15 protein-coding genes and 1 pseudogene are annotated in these 18,638 nt (G+C 74.0%); 10 read left to right on the forward strand and 6 right to left on the reverse strand.

Going from position 1 to position 18,638, the window contains the following annotated elements; translation table 11 throughout:
- Positions 1-189: 189 nt before the first annotated feature.
- The gene (locus tag EJG53_RS29270; protein WP_125047402.1) at positions 190-2,424 is read left to right on the forward strand and encodes an acyl-CoA dehydrogenase; all 2,235 of its coding nucleotides are present in this window, start codon (positions 190-192) and stop codon (positions 2,422-2,424) included.
- A 52-nt stretch (positions 2,425-2,476) separates the two neighbouring features.
- Positions 2,477-3,673: a lipid-transfer protein gene (locus EJG53_RS29275; RefSeq protein WP_125047403.1), complete on the forward strand. Its 1,197-nt coding sequence runs from the start codon at positions 2,477-2,479 to the stop codon at positions 3,671-3,673.
- A gap of 55 nt (positions 3,674-3,728) precedes the next feature.
- Here EJG53_RS29275 and EJG53_RS29280 read toward each other — a convergent pair whose 3' ends face one another.
- Positions 3,729-4,832 carry a VanZ family protein gene (locus EJG53_RS29280; protein ID WP_167515186.1) on the reverse strand — a complete coding sequence of 368 codons (1,104 nt, stop codon included), beginning with the start codon at positions 4,830-4,832 and terminating at the stop codon, positions 3,729-3,731.
- Positions 4,833-5,162: 330 nt separating this feature from the next.
- Here EJG53_RS29280 and EJG53_RS29285 point away from each other — a divergent pair, with 330 nt between their 5' ends.
- From EJG53_RS29285 to gcvH, 3 genes are all read left to right on the forward strand, one after another.
- The gene (locus EJG53_RS29285; RefSeq protein ID WP_125047405.1) at positions 5,163-6,608 is read left to right on the forward strand and encodes an MFS transporter; all 1,446 of its coding nucleotides are present in this window, start codon (positions 5,163-5,165) and stop codon (positions 6,606-6,608) included.
- On the forward strand, positions 6,601-7,422 hold the full coding sequence (locus tag EJG53_RS29290; protein WP_125047406.1) for an SDR family NAD(P)-dependent oxidoreductase: 822 nt from the start codon (positions 6,601-6,603) through the stop codon (positions 7,420-7,422). Before EJG53_RS29285 ends, EJG53_RS29290 begins: the two co-directional genes overlap by 8 nt.
- 67 nt (positions 7,423-7,489) lie before the next feature.
- The gene (gene gcvH / locus EJG53_RS29295; protein WP_125047407.1) at positions 7,490-7,885 is read left to right on the forward strand and encodes a glycine cleavage system protein GcvH; all 396 of its coding nucleotides are present in this window, start codon (positions 7,490-7,492) and stop codon (positions 7,883-7,885) included.
- A 10-nt stretch (positions 7,886-7,895) separates the two neighbouring features.
- Here gcvH and EJG53_RS29300 read toward each other — a convergent pair whose 3' ends face one another.
- From EJG53_RS29300 to EJG53_RS29310, 3 genes are all read right to left on the reverse strand, one after another.
- Positions 7,896-8,534, reverse strand: a complete 639-nt coding sequence (locus tag EJG53_RS29300; protein WP_031003714.1) for a response regulator transcription factor — start codon at positions 8,532-8,534, stop codon at positions 7,896-7,898.
- Positions 8,535-8,659: 125 nt separating this feature from the next.
- Positions 8,660-10,057 (reverse strand): condensation domain-containing protein, encoded by a 1,398-nt coding sequence (locus EJG53_RS29305; RefSeq protein ID WP_125047408.1) that lies wholly within the window; start codon positions 10,055-10,057, stop codon positions 8,660-8,662.
- Positions 10,058-10,180: 123 nt separating this feature from the next.
- The gene (locus tag EJG53_RS29310) at positions 10,181-11,512 is read right to left on the reverse strand and encodes a sensor histidine kinase (RefSeq protein ID WP_244955392.1); all 1,332 of its coding nucleotides are present in this window, start codon (positions 11,510-11,512) and stop codon (positions 10,181-10,183) included.
- 366 nt (positions 11,513-11,878) lie between these two features.
- On the opposite strand from EJG53_RS29310, the gene EJG53_RS29315 reads away from it, so the two are divergent.
- From EJG53_RS29315 to EJG53_RS29325, 3 genes and pseudogenes are all read left to right on the forward strand, one after another.
- On the forward strand, positions 11,879-12,745 hold the full coding sequence (locus EJG53_RS29315) for a MaoC/PaaZ C-terminal domain-containing protein (protein ID WP_125047409.1): 867 nt from the start codon (positions 11,879-11,881) through the stop codon (positions 12,743-12,745).
- A 72-nt stretch (positions 12,746-12,817) separates the two neighbouring features.
- Positions 12,818-13,903: a Zn-dependent alcohol dehydrogenase gene (locus EJG53_RS29320; RefSeq protein ID WP_125047410.1), complete on the forward strand. Its 1,086-nt coding sequence runs from the start codon at positions 12,818-12,820 to the stop codon at positions 13,901-13,903.
- 77 nt (positions 13,904-13,980) lie between these two features.
- Positions 13,981-14,933: pseudogene (locus tag EJG53_RS29325) on the forward strand (3-oxoacyl-ACP reductase).
- A gap of 145 nt (positions 14,934-15,078) precedes the next feature.
- Here EJG53_RS29325 and EJG53_RS41245 read toward each other — a convergent pair.
- Complete coding sequence (locus EJG53_RS41245; RefSeq protein ID WP_167515187.1) at positions 15,079-15,243, reverse strand: hypothetical protein; 165 nt, start codon at positions 15,241-15,243, stop codon at positions 15,079-15,081.
- Between the two features lie 134 nt (positions 15,244-15,377).
- Positions 15,378-16,730: a hypothetical protein gene (locus EJG53_RS29330; protein WP_125047411.1), complete on the reverse strand. Its 1,353-nt coding sequence runs from the start codon at positions 16,728-16,730 to the stop codon at positions 15,378-15,380.
- A 299-nt stretch (positions 16,731-17,029) separates the two neighbouring features.
- Here EJG53_RS29330 and EJG53_RS29335 point away from each other — a divergent pair, with 299 nt between their 5' ends.
- Positions 17,030-17,896 (forward strand): Nif3-like dinuclear metal center hexameric protein, encoded by an 867-nt coding sequence (locus EJG53_RS29335; RefSeq protein WP_125047412.1) that lies wholly within the window; start codon positions 17,030-17,032, stop codon positions 17,894-17,896.
- The gene (locus tag EJG53_RS29340; RefSeq protein ID WP_218041982.1) at positions 17,893-18,636 is read left to right on the forward strand and encodes a zinc ribbon domain-containing protein; all 744 of its coding nucleotides are present in this window, start codon (positions 17,893-17,895) and stop codon (positions 18,634-18,636) included. The genes EJG53_RS29335 and EJG53_RS29340 overlap by 4 nt, the downstream gene beginning before the upstream one ends.
- Positions 18,637-18,638: the final 2 nt, after the last annotated feature.

Below are 18,638 nucleotides of genomic sequence, written 5' to 3' on the forward strand. Positions count from 1 at the left end.
AGGCGGTGGGGAATCCGGTGGTGCGGGAGTTCGGGGCCGGGTGCTGCGCAGGCAGGGGGTGTACGGACGGCCGTGCCGTACGGCCGGTGGGCGGCCCCGGGGCAGGGCCGCCCGGCCCGCCTCGGACGGGCCCTTCCGATGCCCGATCTGACCTACCGTCAGTTTGAAACGTGTTCTAGTCTGCCCGGCATGGGCATCGGAATCACACCGGAGCAAGGGGAGCTGGCCGAGGCGGTACGGGGCTGGGCGGCCCGGGCCGTGCCTCCCGAGGAGGTGCGCAAGCTGCTCGACGCCGGGCCCGGCCGGCGCGGGCGCCCCGCGTACTGGGACGAGCTCGCCGAGATGGGCCTGCTCGGGCCGCACCTGCCGGAGGAGTGCGGCGGTGGCGGCGGCGAACTGCTCGACCTCGCCGTCGTGTTGGAGGAGACCGGCCGTGCCGCGCTGCCCGGCCCGTACCTGCCCAGCGTGCTCACCTCCGAACTGCTGCTGCGCGGCGGCGCCCCCGACCTGGCGCGCGCCCTGGCCACCGGCGATCGCATCGGTGCCGTCGCGCTCGGCGCGGGCACGCTCCGGGCGAACGAGACGGCGGGCGGCCATGTGCTGGACGGTGACGCGCCGCCCGTCCTCGGCGGCGGTGACGCCGACCTGATCGTCCTGGCGGCGGAGCTGGTGGAACCGGCGGCATCGGTCGATGTTCCGGACGCGGTCACCCCGCCCCGCACCCTCTGGCTCGCCGTCGACGCCGACACGCTCTCCGTACGGGTGCCGTCCGCCGCCGACCCCACCCGCCCGGCCGCCCGCGTGACGGCCGAGAACGTCACGGTCCCGGCCGCGCGGGTGCTGGACCTCGACTCCGCCCTCGTACGGGACCTGGCCGCGACGCTGTTCGCGGCCGAGGCGTGCGGCACGGCGGACCGGGCCCTGCACACCGCCGCCGGGCACGCCCGCGTACGGGAACAGTTCGGGCGGCCGATCGGCCAGTTCCAGGCGGTCAAGCACCTCTGCGCGGACATGCTCGTACGCGTCGAGCAGGCCCGTGCCCTGGCGTGGGACGCGGCGCGCGCGGCGGACGAGGCCCCGCCGGTCCGTGGCATGGTCGCCGCGCTGGCCGCCGCCACCGCCCTGGACGCCGCCTTCACCTGCGCCAAGGACTGCATCCAGGTCCTCGGCGGCATCGGCTTCACCTGGGAGCACGACGCGCACCTGTACCTGCGGCGGGCGACCGTGGCCCGCCAACTGCTGGGCGGCGGCGCGGAACACCGGCTGCGGGCGGCCGGGTACGGCGCCGGGGGTGCCCGGCGCGAGCTGCGGACGGACCTGCCGGCGGAGCGGTCGCGGGAGGCGGCCCGGTACCGCGAGGAGGCCCGTGCGGTGATCGCGAAGGTGCGCGGCCTGGACCCCGGAGCCGTACGGCGCGAGCTGGCGCCCACCGGGTACGCGGCGCCGCACCTGCCCGCCCCGTACGGACTGGGCGCCGGCCCCGTACAGCAGTTGGCCGTCCAGCGGGAACTGCGCGACGCGGGGGTCCGGATCAGCGACCTGGGGATCGCCACCTGGGTGGTGCCCTCCCTGATCACCTACGGCACCCCGGAGCAGCAGGAACGCCATCTGCTGCCGACGCTCCGCGGCGACCGGCTGTGGTGCCAGTTGTTCTCCGAGCCGGAGGCCGGGTCCGACCTGGCGGCGCTGCGTACCCGGGCCGAGCGGGTGGACGGCGGCTGGCGGGTCAACGGCCAGAAGGTGTGGACCTCGGCGGCCCAGTGGGCGGAGTACGGCATCCTGCTCGCGCGGACGGCCCCGGAGGCGCCGAAGCACCAGGGCCTGACCTTCTTCCTGGTCGACATGTCGGCACCCGGCATCGAGGTACGGCCCCTGCGGGAGATCACCGGTGACGCGCTCTTCAGCGAGGTGTACTTCGACGACGTCCTGCTGCCGGCCGACGCGGTGGTGGGCGAGGTGGACGACGGCTGGAAGGTGGCCCGGCACACCCTCGGCAACGAGCGCGTCCACATGGCCGACCAGGTGACCTTCGGCACCGGTCTGGAGGCGCTGATCGAGCGGACCGCCGGGCTGGACGGAGCGGTCCGCGAGCGGGTGGGCGCGCTGGCCGCCGAGGCGCACGCGCTGGCGTGCATCAAGCTGCGCACCACCCTCCAGCAGGTGGCGGGCCGGGAGCCGGGCGCCGGGGCCAGCATCCGCAAGCTGGTGCAGACCGCGCACCAGCAGAAGGTCGCCGAGCTGGCCCTCGAACTCCTCGGCCCGGAGGGCGCGACGGGCGAGGGCGAAGCGGAACGCGCCCTGCACGGCTTCCTGATGTCGCGCTGCCTGACGATCGCGGGCGGTACGACGCAGGTGCAGTTGAACGTCGTCGCGGAGCGGCTGCTCGGCCTGCCCAGGGACCCGGAGCCGCGCCCGCTGATCTGACCCCGGGCGCCCGGCACCAGGGCTCCGGGCGCCCCCGAGGAGGAGGACGCGCATGGCCGGCAAGGCGTACATCATCGGCGTGGGCATGACGAAGTTCGAGAAGCCGGAGACCCGCGACCGGCAGTACTGGGACATGGCCGGGGAAGCGGGCGGCAAGGCCCTCGCCGACGCGGGAATCCCGTACAGCGCCGTGGAACAGGCAGCGGTGGGCTACTGCTACCAAGCTTCCACGGCCGGCCAGCGCGCCGTCTACGAACTGGGCCTGACCGGCATCCCCGTCTACAACGTCAACAACAACTGCGCGACCGGCGCCACCGCCCTGATGATGGCCCGGCAGTTCGTCGCCTCCGGCATCAACGACTGCGTACTGGCCCTCGGCTTCGAGAAGATGAAACGCGGCGCGCTCGGCGGCGGCGCGGACAGCGGCGACTTCGCGACCTCTCCCGTGGCCCGCCACTACGGCGTGATGGCCGCCGCGCACGGCTTCGAGATGACCCCGCCCACCGCCCAGATCTTCGGCAACGCCGCACGCGAGCACATGGACCGGTACGGCACCACCGAACGGCAGCTCGCCGCCGTCGGCGCCAAGAACCACCGGCACTCGGCGGACAACCCGCACGCCCAGTTCCAGGACGTGTACACGGTCGAGGAGATCCTCGCCGCCCGGACCGTCCACCGGCCGCTGACCAAGCTCCAGTGCTCACCGACCTCGGACGGCTCGGCCGCCGCCGCGGTCGCCTCCGAACGGTTCGTCCGCGAACACGGCCTGGCCGGCCGGGCGGTGGAGATCGCCGGACAGGCCATGACGACGGACACCCAGGACAGCTTCGCCTCCGGGTCCTGCATCGACGTCGTCGGCCGCCCGATGTCCCGGGCGGCGGCCCGGCAGGCGTACGAGGCGAGCGGCCTCGGCATCGAGGACGTGGACGTGATCGAGCTGCACGACTGCTTCTCGGTCAACGAACTGCTGACGTACGAGGCGCTCGGGATGTGCGCGGACGGCGGGTCCGGCAAGCTGGCCGAGTCCGGCGCCACCACCCACGGCGGCCGGTGGGTGGTCAACCCGTCCGGCGGCCTCATCTCCAAGGGCCACCCGCTCGGCGCAACCGGTCTGGCGCAGGCCGCCGAGCTGGTGTGGCAACTGCGCGGGACGGCGGGCGCCCGCCAGGTGCCCGGCGCGCGGGTCGGGCTCGCGCACAACATCGGGCTGGGTGGTGCGGCGGTGGTGACGGTGTTGCGGAGGGGGTGAGGGAGGGGCCGAAGGCCCCACCCCGGAGGCGCCGCCCCGGACCCGTCCGCCCCGGTTACCCGGCAGCCGGGCGTGCGGCATCGACCGCCGTCCGTTCGGTCAGTTCGCTGATGCGCCCTGCGCTGTCCACCAGCACGTCGAGCCCACCGGGAAGGAGGACCTCGCCTTCCCACCGGCGCCAGCGGACGCGCCAGCCGAGGCCGCCTTCCGGGCCGCTGCGCGCGACCTGGACCTTCGCGTTCTTCAGCCACCCGGGCGCGTAGCGGCCGGCGTACGCCTCGGCGATCCGTACGGCGTCCGGCCCGGTCGCGGGCCGCCGCGTGGTGCCGGGCACCGCGAACCCCGCACCGGGCGCCACGTCCGCCGGGGGCATCGAGGCGGTGAACTCGGCCTGGTCCGGCCAGCTCAGCTCGGCCGAGCCGGTGTCGAAGACAGCGGTGACGGTGCCGGTACCGTCCTCGCCGAGTGTGACGCTGTGGTCGTCGGCGCGGTACGCGCCGCCGAAGGCGGCCCGGAGCCGGCCGTCGATCGCGGCCTGCTGCTCGGCCGTGGCCGGCACGGCGTTCACCGTGCGGCTGACGACGGTGAACTCGGTGCTGGAGAACAGCAGGACAGCCATGACGGCTGCCGCTGCTCCGCCGCCGAGGAAAGCCTTCCTGGTCACGCCCGGGGACAAGGGGACACCGCGGCCGAACCTCGCGAGTACGGTGCCGACCGCCGTCCCGAGCAGCGCGCCCAGCCCGTTGCTCACCAGATCGCTCGTGTCGCACGCCCGGCCTATCGGGGCCAGCGCCTGGACCGTCTCGATCGCGGTCGGGAGCAGCAGGCCGAGACCGGCGACCAGGACCGGGCGCCCGGTGGCCAGGACGCCGAGCAGGCCGAACGGCACCAGCATCCCGAAGTTGAGCAGCCCCTGGGTCTGCCGGAAGGGCTCGAAGACATCGAGGTTCACGGTGCAGGACGCCGCCTCGCCCCCGTCGCCGGTGCTCCACAGCGTCAGGGCGAGCGTGGCGGCCGTACAGGCGCCCCACAGCCCCCAGGCCAGCGGACGGCCCTGTCTCCTGCGGGCGGCGGCGAAGGTCACCACGCCCGCGGCGCAGGAGAGGACGACGGCGAGGGCGACGAACTGTTCGTGCCCGCGGAAGACGGCGGTCAGCATGCGACCGGGGCGACCGGGGCGGCCGGGCCGGTCGTGGCGGGGGTGGCCGCGGCCGACACGGTGGGTAAGGCAATGAGTAATGCTGCACGGCTGCGTAAGCGCATGGTGTCTCCCCTGGCAGGGGGCGCGCATGGTCGACCGCGCCCTCCCGATGATCAATTGCGGTAACCCTAAAGGCCGCCGACGCGCACGCACCGCCCCGTCCGGCCCGGGACCCCCGGACCAACCCTGCGACCTTCGGCCCACCCCCGACGATCTTCGGCCTAGGCCCCCGGACCGGCCACTTCCGGTCCGATAATCCGATGCCGCCGACGCGTGTCAGGTGCAACTATGGAGACCATGCCCCCGACAGCCACCCCCGCCACGCTGCCCGAAAACGCCCGCCGCACCCCGCCCGTCTGGCTGGTGACGCTGCTGGTCTGCGCCGGTCAGTTCCTCGTCGTCCTCGACGTCTCGGTCGTCAATGTCGCGCTGCCGAGCATGCGCGCCGGCCTCGGGCTCAGCGAGCTGGGGCTGCAATGGGTGGTCAACGCCTACGTGATCACCTTCGCCGGGTTCATGCTGCTCGGCGGCCGGGTGGCCGACCTCTTCGGGCGCAAGCGGATATTCGTCGTGGGGCTCGCCCTCTTCACCGTCGCCAGCCTGGCGGGCGGCCTCGCGCAAGAGCCGTGGCAGCTCGTCGCGGCCCGCGCGGTCCAGGGCATCGGCGCCGCGGTGCTCTCCCCGGCCACGCTCACCATCCTCACCACCGCGTTCCCCGCGGGCCCGGCCCGCACCCGGGCCATCGCCACCTGGACCGCGGTCGGCGCGGGCGGCGGCGCCGTCGGCGGCCTGGTCGGCGGCGTGCTGACGGAGTACCTCACCTGGCGCTGGGTGCTGCTGATCAACGTGCCGGTCGGCGCGCTCGTGCTGGCCGGAGCGCTGCTCTGGCTCACCGAGAGCCGACGCGGCGAGGGGCGGCGGCTCGACGTCCCGGGCGCCCTGCTGGTGACGGCGGGCCTCGCCCTGGTGGCGTACGGCATCGTGCAGACCGAGTCGGACGGCTGGACCTCCGCGAGCGCGCTGCTGCCGCTGGCCGCCGGCCTGCTGGTGCTCCTGGTCTTCGTGGCCGTCGAAGCCCGTACGAAGGCACCGCTGATGCCGCTCACGCTCTTCCGGCTGCGCTCGGTGTACGCGGCGAACGGCGCCATGGTGCTGGCCGGCGCCGCGATGTTCTCCATGTGGTACTTCCTCTCCCTCTACGTGCAGAACGTCCTCGGCTACACGCCCCTCGAAGCCGGCCTCTCCTTCATCCCGCACTCGCTGAGCATCGTGCTGGGCTCCAAGATCGCGCCGCGCCTGATGAACCGGGCGGGCGCCAAGACGCTGGCCGTCGCGGGCGCGCTCATCTCGGCCGCCGGCATGTTCTGGCAGGGGCAGATGGACGCCGACGGCACCTACCTCGGCACGCTGCTCGGCCCCGGTGTCCTGATGGCCTTCGGCGCGGGCCTGACCGCCACCCCGATCGCCTCCATCGCCACCTCCGGCGCCGCGGTCTCCGACCAGGGCCTGGTGTCCGGCCTGATCAACACCTCGCGGCAGATGGGCGGCGCGCTCGGCCTGTCGATCCTGTCCACGGTCGCGGCCACCCGCATCGCGGCGGACCGCGGCGGCCGGGCCGCGATGGCCGACGGGTACGGCCTCGCTTTCCAGGTCGGTACGGTCATCCTGCTGGCGAGCGTGCTCCTGATGGTCCTTGCCCTGCCCCGCCGCCCCGAGGACGCCCACCATGACTGACCCCGCGACCCCCGCAGCCACGACATCCGCCCCCGCGACCCCCGTCCCGGCGTTCCCCGCCACCGGCCGCCGCGTCCTGGTCAGCGGCGCCTCGCGCGGCCTCGGCCGGGCCGTCGCCCACGCCTTCGCCGAGAACGGCGACCGGGTCGCGGTGCACTACGGATCGCGGCGCGCGGACGCCGAGGAGACCCTCGCCGCGCTGCCCGGCAGCGGTCACGTCCTGCTCGGCGCCGACCTGGCCGACCCGTCCGGCGCCGCCGCGCTGGCCGGGGCGGCCGTCGAGGCGCTCGGCGGCCTCGACGTCCTGGTCAACAACGCCGCCGTCAACACCCCGCACCCGCCCGCGACCACCCCGTACGACGACTGGGCCGCCGCCTGGCAGCAGCACGTCACCGTCAACCTGCTCGGCACGGCCCACCTCAGCCACGGCGCGGCCCAGGCGATGATCGCGCAGGGCACCGGCGGCCGGATCGTCAACATCGGCTCCCGAGGGGCCTTCCGAGGCGAGCCCGACCACCCCGCCTACGGCGCCACCAAGGCCGCCGTGCACGCCCTCGGCCAGTCGCTCGCCGTCGCCCTCGCCCCGTACGGCATCGCGGTGGCCTCCGTCGCTCCCGGCTTCATCGGCACGGAGCGGGTCGCCCACCGCCTGACCGGCGCCGAGGGCGCGGCGATCCGCACCCAGAGCCCGTTCGGCCGGGTCGCCGTCCCGGAGGAGGTCGCGGCCGCCGTACGGTGGCTGGCGTCCCCGGAGGCGCAGTGGAGCTCGGGCGCGGTGCTGGACCTCAACGGGGCGTCGTACCTGCGGACGTGACCGGCCGCCCGGACCCCGGCCGCCGGAAGCCTTCCCTCCGCCCGGTCGCGGTGGCACCGTCCGCGGCATGGCGAACATCCCCGCGGATCTTTCGTACACCAAGGACCACGAGTGGGTCCGGGTCAGAGGCGACCAGGTCACCGTCGGCATCACCGACCACGCGCAGCGGCAGCTCGGCGACATCGTGTACGCCGAACTGCCCAAGCAGGGCGAACGGTTCGAGGCGGGTGACGCGTTCGGATCGCTGGAGTCGGTCAAGGCCGTCACCGAGGTCTACATACCGCTGACCGGCACGGTCCTCGTGGTCAACGACACCGTCAACGACGCCCCCGAGCAGATCAACGACGAGCCGTACGGCGCGGGCTGGCTGATCGTCCTCCGCCTGTCCCGGCCCGCCGAACTCGACGGCCTGATGGACGCGAAGGGGTACGAGGGCTACCTCCAGGAGGGGACGGAGGGCTGACGGCCCGCCGCTACAGCCACCCGTTCTGGCGGGCGGTACGCGCCGCCTCCATACGGTTGCGCGTGCCGGTCTTGCCGATGGCACCGGAGAGGTAGTTGCGCACCGTCGCCTGCGACAGGTGCAGCTTCCCCGCGATGTCGGCGACGGTCGCCCCGTCCACGGACGCGGTCAGCACATCGCGCTCACGCTGGGTCAGCGGATTGGGCCCCGCGCTGAGCGCGGCGGCGGCCAGCCCCGGATCGATGACCCGCTCCCCGGCCAGCACCCGCCGGATCGCCGCCGCCAGCTCCTCCACCGGCCCGTCCTTGACGAGGAAACCGGAGGCGCCCGCCTCCATCGCCCGCCGCAGGTACCCGGGCCGGCCGAACGTCGTCACGATCAGCACCTTGCAGGACGGCAGCGCCTCCCGCAGCTCCGCCGCCGCGTCCAGCCCGCTGCGGCCCGGCAGCTCGATGTCCAGCAGCGCGATGTCCGGCCGCGCCTCCAGCGCCGTCCGGACGATCTCGTCCCCGGCCGACACCTGGGCGACGACCTCCATGTCGTCCTCCAGGTTGAGCAGCAGCGCGAGCGCGCCCCGCATCATGCCCTGGTCCTCGGCGAGGAGGACCTTCACGCAGGGTGCGGCCTGCTCGCCGCCCGGGTCAGTCATGGGGCAAGCCTAGCCAGCGCGGAGGCGGGGCCTGGGCGCGGTGCGGTCCCGCGGCCGCGGCCGGGGCCCGTACGGAACGGGCCCCGGCCGACCGGTGCGGATCAGGGGAGTGAGGGCAGCAGGCGTCAGACGGGCGTCGCCGCGCCCTCCCGTGCCACCGAGAGGACGATCTCCCGCAGCCGCTCCACGTACAGCCGCAGGCTGCCGTACGCGGCGTCGGTGTCCGGGTAGCGGCCGGCGAACTGCAGGCCCTCGTGCAGCCTGGTGATCCACGCGCACACCTGGTCGCCGTACGAGACCCGGATCAGCCCGTACGCCTTGAGGTCCTGCCACTGCGCGGAGCCGGGGACGCCGCGCGCGTCGACGAACGAGACGATCGAGTACAGGTCGGGGGAGGTGGGCCGGAAGTCCTCGCCCAGCAGCCGGAGGACCCGGGCGAGGGGGATCCGGGACAGCGACCGGTTCTCGCGCAGTGCGGTACGGACCATCTGCATCGCGGTGTCGAAGTCCGGCGCCTGCCCCACGGGCACCTCGATCGGCGCGCCGCCCACGTACCAGCCCACGGAGTCCGACCACTGGGACTTCGCCCGGGTGTGGAAGGGCACGACGGTGCGGTACACCGGGTGGCCGCCGACGTCGCGGACGATGAGGCCGGTGGCCGCGAGGACGCCGATGAAGCTCCCGCCGTACGGGCGGCAGTACGCCTCGAAGGCGGCCGCCGCCGCGTCGTCCACCAGCATCTCGTGCAGGAACTTCTGCGTGGGCAGCGGGCCGCCGGGGTCGAGGCCGAGGTCCAGGGGGAAGTTCGGCAGCCTCCCGTCGCACTGGGCGATGAACTTCCGCCAGCGGGCGACGATCTCGTGGGTGTCGTCGACCTGGTCGGCGGTGCTGCGTTCGGTCGCGCAGAAGTCGACGTAGCTGGCGACGGGCGCCGTGTCCACGGTGCGGCGGTCGAGACCGGCCGCGTAGAGCTCGTGGATCTCGGCGGTGATCCGCTGGATGGAGTAGGCGTCGACATTGCTGTGGTCGAACGCCATGTAGACACTCGTACTGTCGTCCCGGACGACCGCGGTGAAGATGAAGTTCGGCCAGCTCAGCGCGTCCGCCGCGGTGTCGAAGCGATCCTGCAGATGCTGGGTCAGCGCCGCCGCGTCGGTGAACTCACCGACGTCCGTGCGGTGCAGCACGACGTCGTCGGCGTCGAGCGTGAACCGCTGCATCTCGTCGCCCGCCCAGCGGAAACCGCTGCGCAGCGTCTCGTGGCGGAGGGTCCAGGTCCGCAGCGCCTCTTGCAGGACGTCGAGGTCGGCTCTGCGCGGTATGTCGAAGGCGGTGCCGAGCCAGGTGGGGACGAACAGCCCGTCCTCGCGTACGGATCGTGCCGTGCGCACATGGGACTCCTGGATGTACGCGGGCGGGCGTACGTCGTTCGGCAGGCTCATGGCGGCCTCGACGACCGCCGGGTGCAGCGTCCACTCCACGAGGCGTCCGGGCCGCACCTCGCACCGCTGGATGTCGGTCATGCGCACAGGGGTTCTCCGTTCGTAGTCGCGGGAACTCAGCTAGAGGTTGTCCCGGACGGGGCGGGAGTTATCCCATGAGAGCGAAGTTGCACCGTGGGGCGGAACTGTGCGGTAAGGAACACGCTAGCGCCTCATCGGCTCCTCGCCGCCCAACGGCAGCTCCGCCACCAGTCGGAATCCCCGGCGGCCGTCCGGCCCGGTGTCCAGCGTGCCGCCGGCGGCCGCGAGGCGTTCGGTGAGGCCCTTGAGGCCGGTGCCGCCGGTGAGGGGAGGTGTGGCGGCCGGGGCGGGCCCGTGGCCGTCGTCGGTGACGGTGAGGCGGGCCCGGTCGCCGGCGGCGTCGGTGCGGACCTCGATCTCGCAGCGGGTCGCGCCGCTGTGCCGCACGGTGTTGGTGACACCTTCCCGGACGACCCAGCCCAGCAGCGCGCTCGCCTGCGGGGGGAGCGGCGGCCCGGACTGGCGTACGACGGGTTCGATGCCGGCGCCCTCCAGGGCGGACCGGGCGCGGTCCAACTCGGTGCTCAGACTGCCCTCGCGGTAGCCGGTGACCGCTTCGCGGATCTCGGTGAGCGCCTGGCGGCCCACCGCCTCGATGTCGGCGGTCTGGGCCAGCGCCGCGTCGAGGTCGCGCGGCGCCAGCCGCCGTACCGCCTCCGCCTTGACCACGATCACCGACAGGGTGTGGCCGAGCAGGTCGTGCAGGTCCCGGGAGAAGCGCAGGCGTTCCTTCTCCACGGCGGTGCGGGCCAGCTCCTGTCGGGTCGCGTCGAGCTGCTTGACGGTGTCGAAGAGGCTCAGGACGGTCGCGGTGACCATGCCGGAGATGAAGGTGCCGTAGCCGATGGCGGCGGCCTCCCAGTGGTCGCCGACGAGCCGGCCCGCGATGGTGCCCGCGGAGCCGCTGAGGACGAACAGCAGGATGAAGTGGGGCTTGCCGCGGATCGCCCGGACCGCGCCGGAGGCCAGCGACAGGAGCGGGAAGAACAGCAGCCAGGCGTGGCCGAAGGTGAGGGAGATGGTGTAGGTGACGGCGGTCAGGGCGGCGAGCCCGTAGACGGGGACGCGGGAGTCGCGGTAGCGGGGGTTGAAGGCGGAGAAGACGACGAAGATGTACAGGGAGTTGAAGGCGAGCAGGCCGACGCCCGCCAGCCAGGTGTTCTGGGACTTGCCGCTGATGATGTTGGACAGGGCGCCCATGCCCATCAGCAGCCACGGCAGGAAGGTGTAGGCGCGCGGACCTCTGCCCTTGGTGGAGTCGCTCCCGTCGCTCTCCCGTTCCCCGGCGCCCTGGTGCGGTTCGATGGGCACGTCGAGCAGGCCGGACCAGCCCGGCGCGGTGGGCTTACGGGTACGGCGCCGACCCCGCCCGCCACACGCGTCCTGCGCGTCCTGTGCCTCCAGGCCGCCCCGCCCGTCCTGGCCGCCCGCTTCGGTCTGCCGGTTCCTGCGCACGTTCCGTACTGCCTCTTCCCTGTTCCGCGCCGCTGTCCGCGCTCTGCCCGCGACGCTACCGACGCCGCCGGCGGCCCCGGCAGGGGTGAATGTACGCGGTCGGTACCGACAAATGTCACAGAGCCGGGCGGGTGGGGGCGTCGCGCTCACCTGACGGGGCGTCAGGGGTTCCGGGCTTCCGCGGGATCGGCTATACATGGGAGCCGTCGGATAGAACGCGTTCTAGAACGGCGGGCCGGGCGCCGTGGCCGGCCTCGTACCACCGGACCGCCGACGCGACGGCCGACCGCAGGCGACCCCGGCACGGCCGACGGTGCGGACGGCCGGGCCGGGGTCTTCCCACCGTGGTGAAGGAGCAGCAGCCCCATGCCCATCGACGCCGCCAAGGCCACCTCCGCCGAGCCGCGGACCACCGAACTCGCCTGGGAGCCGAAGGACGTCCTGCTCTACCACCTCGGTATCGGCGCCGGCGTGCCCGCCACCGACCCCGGCGAACTGCGCTACACCCTGGAGAGCAGGCTGCACGTCCTGCCCAGCTTCGCGACGGTGGCGGGCGGCGGCATGGCGCTGGCCGGCGGCCTGTCCGCGCCCGGCATCGAGGTGGACCTGGCCGCGGTCCTGCACGGCGGCCAGACCGTGACCGTGCACCGGCCGCTGCCCGTACGGGGCCGGGCCGTCCAGACGTCCACCGTGCCTGCCGTGTACGACAAGGGGAAGGCCGCGGTCATCGTGCTGCGCTCCGAGGCGGCCGACGAGGACGGGCCGCTGTGGACGTGCGACACGCAGATCTTCGTCAAGGGGGAGGGCGGCTTCGGCGGGGAGCGGGGGCCGTCCAGCCGTCGGGAACTGCCCGGGCGCGCGCCGGACCGTACCGTCGAGCGGACCGTACGGGAGGACCAGGCCCTGCTCTACCGCCTGTCCGGCGACTGGAACCCCCTGCACGCCGACCCCGAGTTCGCGAGGCTGGCGGGCTTCGACCGTCCGATCCTGCACGGGCTGTGCACCTACGGCATCACGCTGAAGGCGGTGGTGGACGAGGTGCTGGGCGGCGACGTGGCGCGCGTCACCGCGTACACCACCCGGTTCGCCGGGGTGGTCTTCCCCGGCGAGACGCTGCGCGTCCGTATGTGGCGGGAGCCGGAGCGGGTCCTGGTGTCGGTCACGGCGGCCGGCCGGGAGGACGCGCCGGTCCTGGCGGACACGGTCGTCGACATCAGCCCGGAAGGTGTGTGACCCGGCCCGAGAAGGTCCGTCCTGTTCCGTCCCGACCCGATCCGCCCCGGCCGCCCGCGAAGGGAGCGCACCATGCGCGCAGCGATTCAGCACCAGACAGGGCAGGAGAAGCTGGAAGTCCTCGACGGCATCGAGGCGGTGGGGTTCGGGCCGGGCAAGGTCCGCGTCCGCATCCGGGCCACCGGGCTGTGCCACTCCGACCTGTCCGCGATGAGCGGGGTGCTGCCGCAGCCCGCGCCCTTCGTCCCCGGCCACGAGGGCGCGGGCGAGATCGTGGAGGTGGGCGACGGCGTCGAGGGCCTGACGGCGGGGGACCGGGTGCTGATGTGCTGGCTGCCCGCCTGCGGTACGTGTCCGTCCTGCAAGCGCGGCCAGACCCACCTGTGCCTGGCCGGGTTCATGAACGCCGGCACCCCCAACTTCCGCCGCCCCGGCGCCACCCCGTCCGACGTCTTCGGCTTCGCGGGCACCGGCACCTTCGCGGAGGAGGTGGTGGTCGCCGCCAACTGCGCCGTCCCGATCCCGGACGACGTGCCGTACGAGATCGCGGCGCTGATCGGGTGCGGAGTGACGACGGGGCTGGGCGCCGCGATGAACACCGCGCGGGTGGCGCCCGGCGCGTCGGTCGCGGTGATCGGCTGCGGCGGCGTCGGCATCTCGGCCGTACAGGGCGCGCGGGTGTGCGGCGCCGCGCAGATCGTCGCGGTGGACCCGGTGGCCGCGCGCCGCGAGGCGGCGCTGCGTTTCGGCGCCACGGAAGCGGTCGCCCCCGAGGAACTGGCCGACGCCGGACAGCGGATCACCGCGGGCGAGGGCTTCGACTACGTCTTCGAGGTCGTCGGCAGGTCCGCCACCGCCCGCACCGCGTACGAGACGACCCGGCGCGGCGGCACGCTCTGCGTGGTCGGCGCGGGGGCGATGGACGACCACTTCCAGGTCAACATGTTCGAGCTGTTCTTCGACGAGAAGCGCATCCTGCCGTCGCTGTACGGGGGCGGGGACGTGCTGCGCTCGTACGAGCAGGTCATCGCGCTGTGGCGGGCGGGCCGGATCGACCTGGAGGGCCTGATCACCCACCGGGTCCGGCTCCCGGAGATCAACGAGGCGCTGGAGCAGATGCGTACCGGGACGGCCCTGCGGACGTGCATCGAGATGTGAGCCGGCCGCCGGGGCGGGACGGCGCGTCCCCGGCGTACGAACGGCGTGCCCCCGACGAACGAGAGGAAGCCGAGAACGTGACTGCTCCCACCGAACGGCCGCTCGACGGCCTGACCGCGATCGTCACCGGGGCGGGCCGCGGCCTGGGCCGGGCGGAGGCGCTGGAACTCGCCCGGCTCGGCGCGGCCGTCGTCGTCAACGACTACGGGCAGCCCGGCCGCGACGGCTCCGGCGCCGCGTCGGCGGACCCGGCCGAGGAGACCGCGGCCGAGATCCGCGCGGCGGGCGGCGAGGCCGTCGCGCACGCCGGCGACGTCGCCGACCACGCGACGGCCCGCGGCCTGGTCCAGCAGGCCGTGGACCGCTGGGGCAAGCTGGACGTCCTGGTCAACAACGCGGGCATCCTTCGCGACCGGATGGTGTTCTCCATGACGGAGGACGAGTGGGACTCGGTGATCCGCGTCCACCTCAAGGGCCACTTCAACACCACGCGCTTCGCCGCCGCCCACTGGCGCGAACGGTCCAAGGCCGCCGGTGAAGCCGTGTACGGGCGGATCGTCAACACCTCGTCCGAGGCGTTCCTCGCGGGCTCGGCGGGCCAGCCCAACTACGCGGCGGCCAAGGGCGGCATCGTCGGCCTCACCACCTCCTCGGCGCTCGCCCTGGCCAAGTACGGGGTCACCGTCAACGCCATCTGCCCGCGCGCCCGTACCCGGATGACCGAGGACGTCTTCGCCGGGTTCGAGGTGCCGGGGACGGGGCTCTCGACGCGCTGGCCCCCGAACACGTCGCGCCCCTCGTCGGCTACCTGGCCTCGCCCGCCGCGGCGCGGGTCAACGGGCAGTTGCTCGTGGTGCACGGCGGCATGGTCGCGGTGGTCGAACGGCCCAAGGTGGCGGCGCAGTTCGACACCGCGAAGGACGCCTTCACGTACGCGGAGCTGGACGGCGTCCTGACGCCGTACTACGCGGAGCGCCCGCCGCACGAGACGTTCGCGGCGGCGGAGGTGCTCGGCCTCAAGCGGAGGTGAATCCTCCGGCCGCCCGGGGTGAGCCCTCCGGCCCCACACACCCGACGGCCGTGCCCGCCGTACCCCTGACCGGGCGGTACGGAGGTCACGGCCGTCGCGTGGCACACGGTCCGGGGCGGCGGCCCCGGAGGAGCGGACGCGGCTCTCAGGCGTCCTGCGGCTGCTGGTCCCGGCGGTGCCTGCCGTTCGGGGACGCTTGTGTGTCCTCCGAGGCGGCCGGGCCACGGTGTCTGCCGGCGCCTGCCGCCGCGGCGGCCCGGCCGGCGTCCTGCGGGCGCGCCTGGGTCGTGTCGGTTCGGGCTTCGGACATGCGGGGAGTCACTCCGTCGGATCGCTTACGGCGGTACGCGTCGGACCTCTCCCAGTCACCACTGGGAAGTGCCGCGGCGAGATGCCGTCGGCGGCCGGTCGACCGCCGATACTAACGAAGCGAACGATCTTGCTCTACCGGGTCTCCCGGACCGCCAGCGGCGCCTGTTGCAGCGGCACCGGTCTGCACGGAGAGGGATGCGCGGCAGTGCCGAACGGTTCCTGCGTCACGGGTTCCGTTTGTGAGGATGATGTGGAGGGGGCGGGCGGTGGCTGCGTACGGACGGTCATTCCGGGGGGAGTTGAGGCGATACGTACCCATCGCGCGGCTCTGACCGGGAAACCGGCGGGCGACAGGTCGCCGGGGGAACAGAGCGCGGCGGGCGGGTCCGCGCGGCGCCCGGCGTCGGCGGGCAGCACGAGCGGCGCGGCATCCCGGGTCTGCGCCCCTGTGGCCTGCGCGGGCAGCCGGGCCACCCCGCACGGCACCGCCGGCGTCTCGAACGGCAGCCGCAGTTCACCGTCCCGCGTCCACAGCCCGGTGCCCGCCAGCCACCCACGCGGCGGCGGCAACTGGCGCAGCCGCCGCTCCGCCGGCCGCCAGACACCCAGCCAGGTCCCGGCGGCCGCGTCCACACGGAACGCCACCGCACTGCTCTCCGGCGCCAGCGCCTGACCCGACTGCGCGGCGAACGGCCGGAGCGCCGCGTCCGGCAGCCGCAGGCACTCCGGGAAACGCACCGGCAGCGCGCTGCCCAGCACGCCCCAGCCCAGCCGGTCGTGCCCCGCCGCGTCCGACCGCAGCACCAGCAGCCCGCTGTCCGGGTCGGCCAGCAGCAGCCGGTCGTTGCTCTCCTCGGTGATCTGGAGCAGCGGACTGACCTCGCCGCCGCGCTCCAGGTCGACCACCACCGTCTTGGTGCGCCCCGCCAGCTCCTGGTCCAGGGCCAGCAGTCGGCCCGTACGGTCCAGCCAGACGCCGCCCGTGCAGCGGCCCTCGATCTCGGCGACGCAGGCGGGGACGGAGCGCGCCCGGTTGGGGACGGTGGACTGCCGGCCGTCGTGCACCAGCCACAGCACGGTGGAGTGCTCGCCGGGCGCCAGCGCGTACGCGCGTGAACCGCACGGCGCGGCGGGCAGCAGCGTCAGCTCCGCCGCCTCGACGGCGCCCAGCGGCAGCTCACCGGTGCCCGGACCGGTCGGGTACAGCAGGCCGAGCGTGCAGCGGTCCGCGGCCCGGCGCCGGATCAGCACCCGGCCGTCCGTGAGGGGCAGCAGCCCGGTGTCCGCCTCCTCGGGCTGGTGGCCGGGCAGCGGGACCGCGTACGGCTCGGGCCCCGCCAGCGTCCAGCGCTCGGGGTACCAGCTCCCGGTGCTCGCGTGCCGCGCGAGCCGGGCGGCGTAGGAGCCGTCGGCGGCGATCGTCAGCGCCGCGCCGTGCTGCCGGGTGTCCGGCGCCGCGGCGTCCTCGGTGACACAGGCTGTCATCGGGTGCTCACCTCCAGTCAGTGCGGTCGAAGCTAGTTTTCGCACTCTCAAACGAGCAGGGAAGGTTGCGGCACTTCACGCAAAAGAGTGGCGGATGTCCGGTTCGCCTTGAGGTGCGGAGGGTGGATGTGCTCTGTGCGGAGGGCCGGGGCGGCGGCGGGCCCCGGCCACGGCGCCGGAGCGCCCCGGCGGAGCCGGTCCCCGCGGTACGCCCCGGCGGCCGCACCGCCCCCGGCCTGCCGGGCCGCCGCCCGAAGCGGCCCGGCACACCGGTACGGCTGGGAGGTAACCTTCCACCCGTGCCCGTACTGTCTGAAGTCCTTGCCGCGCTCGACGCCCTCTGGCCCCCCGAGCGGGCCGCATCGTGGGACGCCGTCGGCACGGTCTGCGGTGATCCGGACGCCGAGGTGCGCCGGGTCCTGTTCGCCGTCGACCCCGTGCAGGAGATCGCCGACGAGGCGGTCAGGCTCGGCGCCGACCTGCTCGTCACGCACCACCCGCTCTACCTGCGCGGTACGACCACGGTCGCGGCCGGCACCTTCAAGGGCCGTGTCGTGCACACGCTGATCAAGAACGATGTCGCGCTGCACGTCGCGCACACCAACGCCGACACCGCCGACCCCGGCGTCTCCGACGCCCTGGCCGGCGCGCTGGACCTGCGGATCCTGCGTCCGCTGGTGCCGGACGACAGTGACCCCCACGGCCGCCGCGGCCTGGGCCGGATCTGCGAGCTGCCGCACCCGATGACGCTCGCCGAGTTCGGCCCGTACGCCGCCGCCCGGCTGCCCGCCACCGCGCAGGGCGTCCGGATCGCCGGCGACCCGGACCGCATGATCCGCACGGTCGCCGTCTCCGGCGGCTCCGGCGACAGCCTCTTCGACGACGTACGGGCGGCGGGCGTGGACGCGTTCCTCACCGCCGACCTGCGCCACCACCCCGCCTCCGAGGCGACCCAGAAGAGCCCGCTGGCGCTGCTGGACGCCGCCCACTGGGCCACCGAGTGGCCCTGGTGCGAGCAGGCCGCGGCCCAGCTCGACGAGATTTCCGACCGGCACGGCTGGAACCTGCGCACCCATGTGTCGCGCACGGTCACCGACCCCTGGACCGCCCACGCGGCGTCCGACGCCCGCACGACCCCGACGAATACATCAGGAGCCCCCCGCTGAACGCCGCGCCCGCCGACCAGATCCGCCTCCTCGACGTCCAGGCCCTGGACGTGAGGCTCAGCCAGCTCGCGCACAAGCGCAAGAACCTCCCCGAGCTCGCCGAGATCCAGACCCTGGAGGGCGACCTCACCCAGCAGCGCGACCTGCTCGTCGCCGCGCAGACCGAGGAGAGCGACACCACCCGCGAGCAGACCAAGGCGGAGCAGGACGTGGACCAGGTGCGCCAGCGCGCCGCCCGCGACCAGCAGCGCCTGGACTCCGGCGCCATCACCTCGCCCAAGGACCTGGAGAACCTCCAGAGGGAGATCGCCTCCCTCGCCAAGCGCCAGGGTGACCTGGAGGACGTCGTCCTGGAGGTCATGGAGCGCCGCGAGTCCGCCCAGGAGCGCGTCGCCGAGCTGACCGAGCGGGTGGAGTCCGTACAGGCCAAGGTCAACGACGCGGCCGCCCGCCGGGACGCCGCGTTCGCCGAGATCGACGCCGAGGCCGACACGGTCCGCAAGGAGCGCGAGCTGACCGTCGCCGACATCCCGGCCGACCTGCTCAAGCTGTACGACCGGCTGCGCGAGAAGCAGGGCGGCCTCGGCGCGGCCCGCCTCTACCAGCGCCGCTGCGAGGGCTGCCGCCTGGAGCTGGACATCACCGAGCTGAACGACGTGCGCAGCGCGCCCGCCGACAAGGTCGTGCGCTGCGAGAACTGCAGCCGCATCCTGGTGCGCACGCCCGACTCGGGCCTGTAGAC

It is taken from the genome of Streptomyces chrestomyceticus JCM 4735, assembly GCF_003865135.1.
GTDB classification, from domain to species: domain Bacteria; phylum Actinomycetota; class Actinomycetes; order Streptomycetales; family Streptomycetaceae; genus Streptomyces; species Streptomyces chrestomyceticus.

Coding starts and splice junctions, on each gene's coding strand:
- EJG53_RS29305 (WP_125047408.1), bottom strand. CDS start 10,057: ATGACCGACATCCAGCGGTGCGAGGTGCGGCCCGGACGCCTCGTGGAG.
- EJG53_RS29285 (WP_125047405.1), top strand. CDS start 5,163: ATGGAGACCATGCCCCCGACAGCCACCCCCGCCACGCTGCCCGAAAAC.
- gcvH (WP_125047407.1), top strand. CDS start 7,490: ATGGCGAACATCCCCGCGGATCTTTCGTACACCAAGGACCACGAGTGG.
- EJG53_RS29275 (WP_125047403.1), top strand. CDS start 2,477: ATGGCCGGCAAGGCGTACATCATCGGCGTGGGCATGACGAAGTTCGAG.
- EJG53_RS29320 (WP_125047410.1), top strand. CDS start 12,818: ATGCGCGCAGCGATTCAGCACCAGACAGGGCAGGAGAAGCTGGAAGTC.
- EJG53_RS29315 (WP_125047409.1), top strand. CDS start 11,879: ATGCCCATCGACGCCGCCAAGGCCACCTCCGCCGAGCCGCGGACCACC.
- EJG53_RS29280 (WP_167515186.1), bottom strand. CDS start 4,832: ATGCTGACCGCCGTCTTCCGCGGGCACGAACAGTTCGTCGCCCTCGCC.
- EJG53_RS29330 (WP_125047411.1), bottom strand. CDS start 16,730: ATGACAGCCTGTGTCACCGAGGACGCCGCGGCGCCGGACACCCGGCAG.
- EJG53_RS29270 (WP_125047402.1), top strand. CDS start 190: ATGGGCATCGGAATCACACCGGAGCAAGGGGAGCTGGCCGAGGCGGTA.
- EJG53_RS41245 (WP_167515187.1), bottom strand. CDS start 15,243: ATGTCCGAAGCCCGAACCGACACGACCCAGGCGCGCCCGCAGGACGCC.
- EJG53_RS29290 (WP_125047406.1), top strand. CDS start 6,601: ATGACTGACCCCGCGACCCCCGCAGCCACGACATCCGCCCCCGCGACC.
- EJG53_RS29300 (WP_031003714.1), bottom strand. CDS start 8,534: ATGACTGACCCGGGCGGCGAGCAGGCCGCACCCTGCGTGAAGGTCCTC.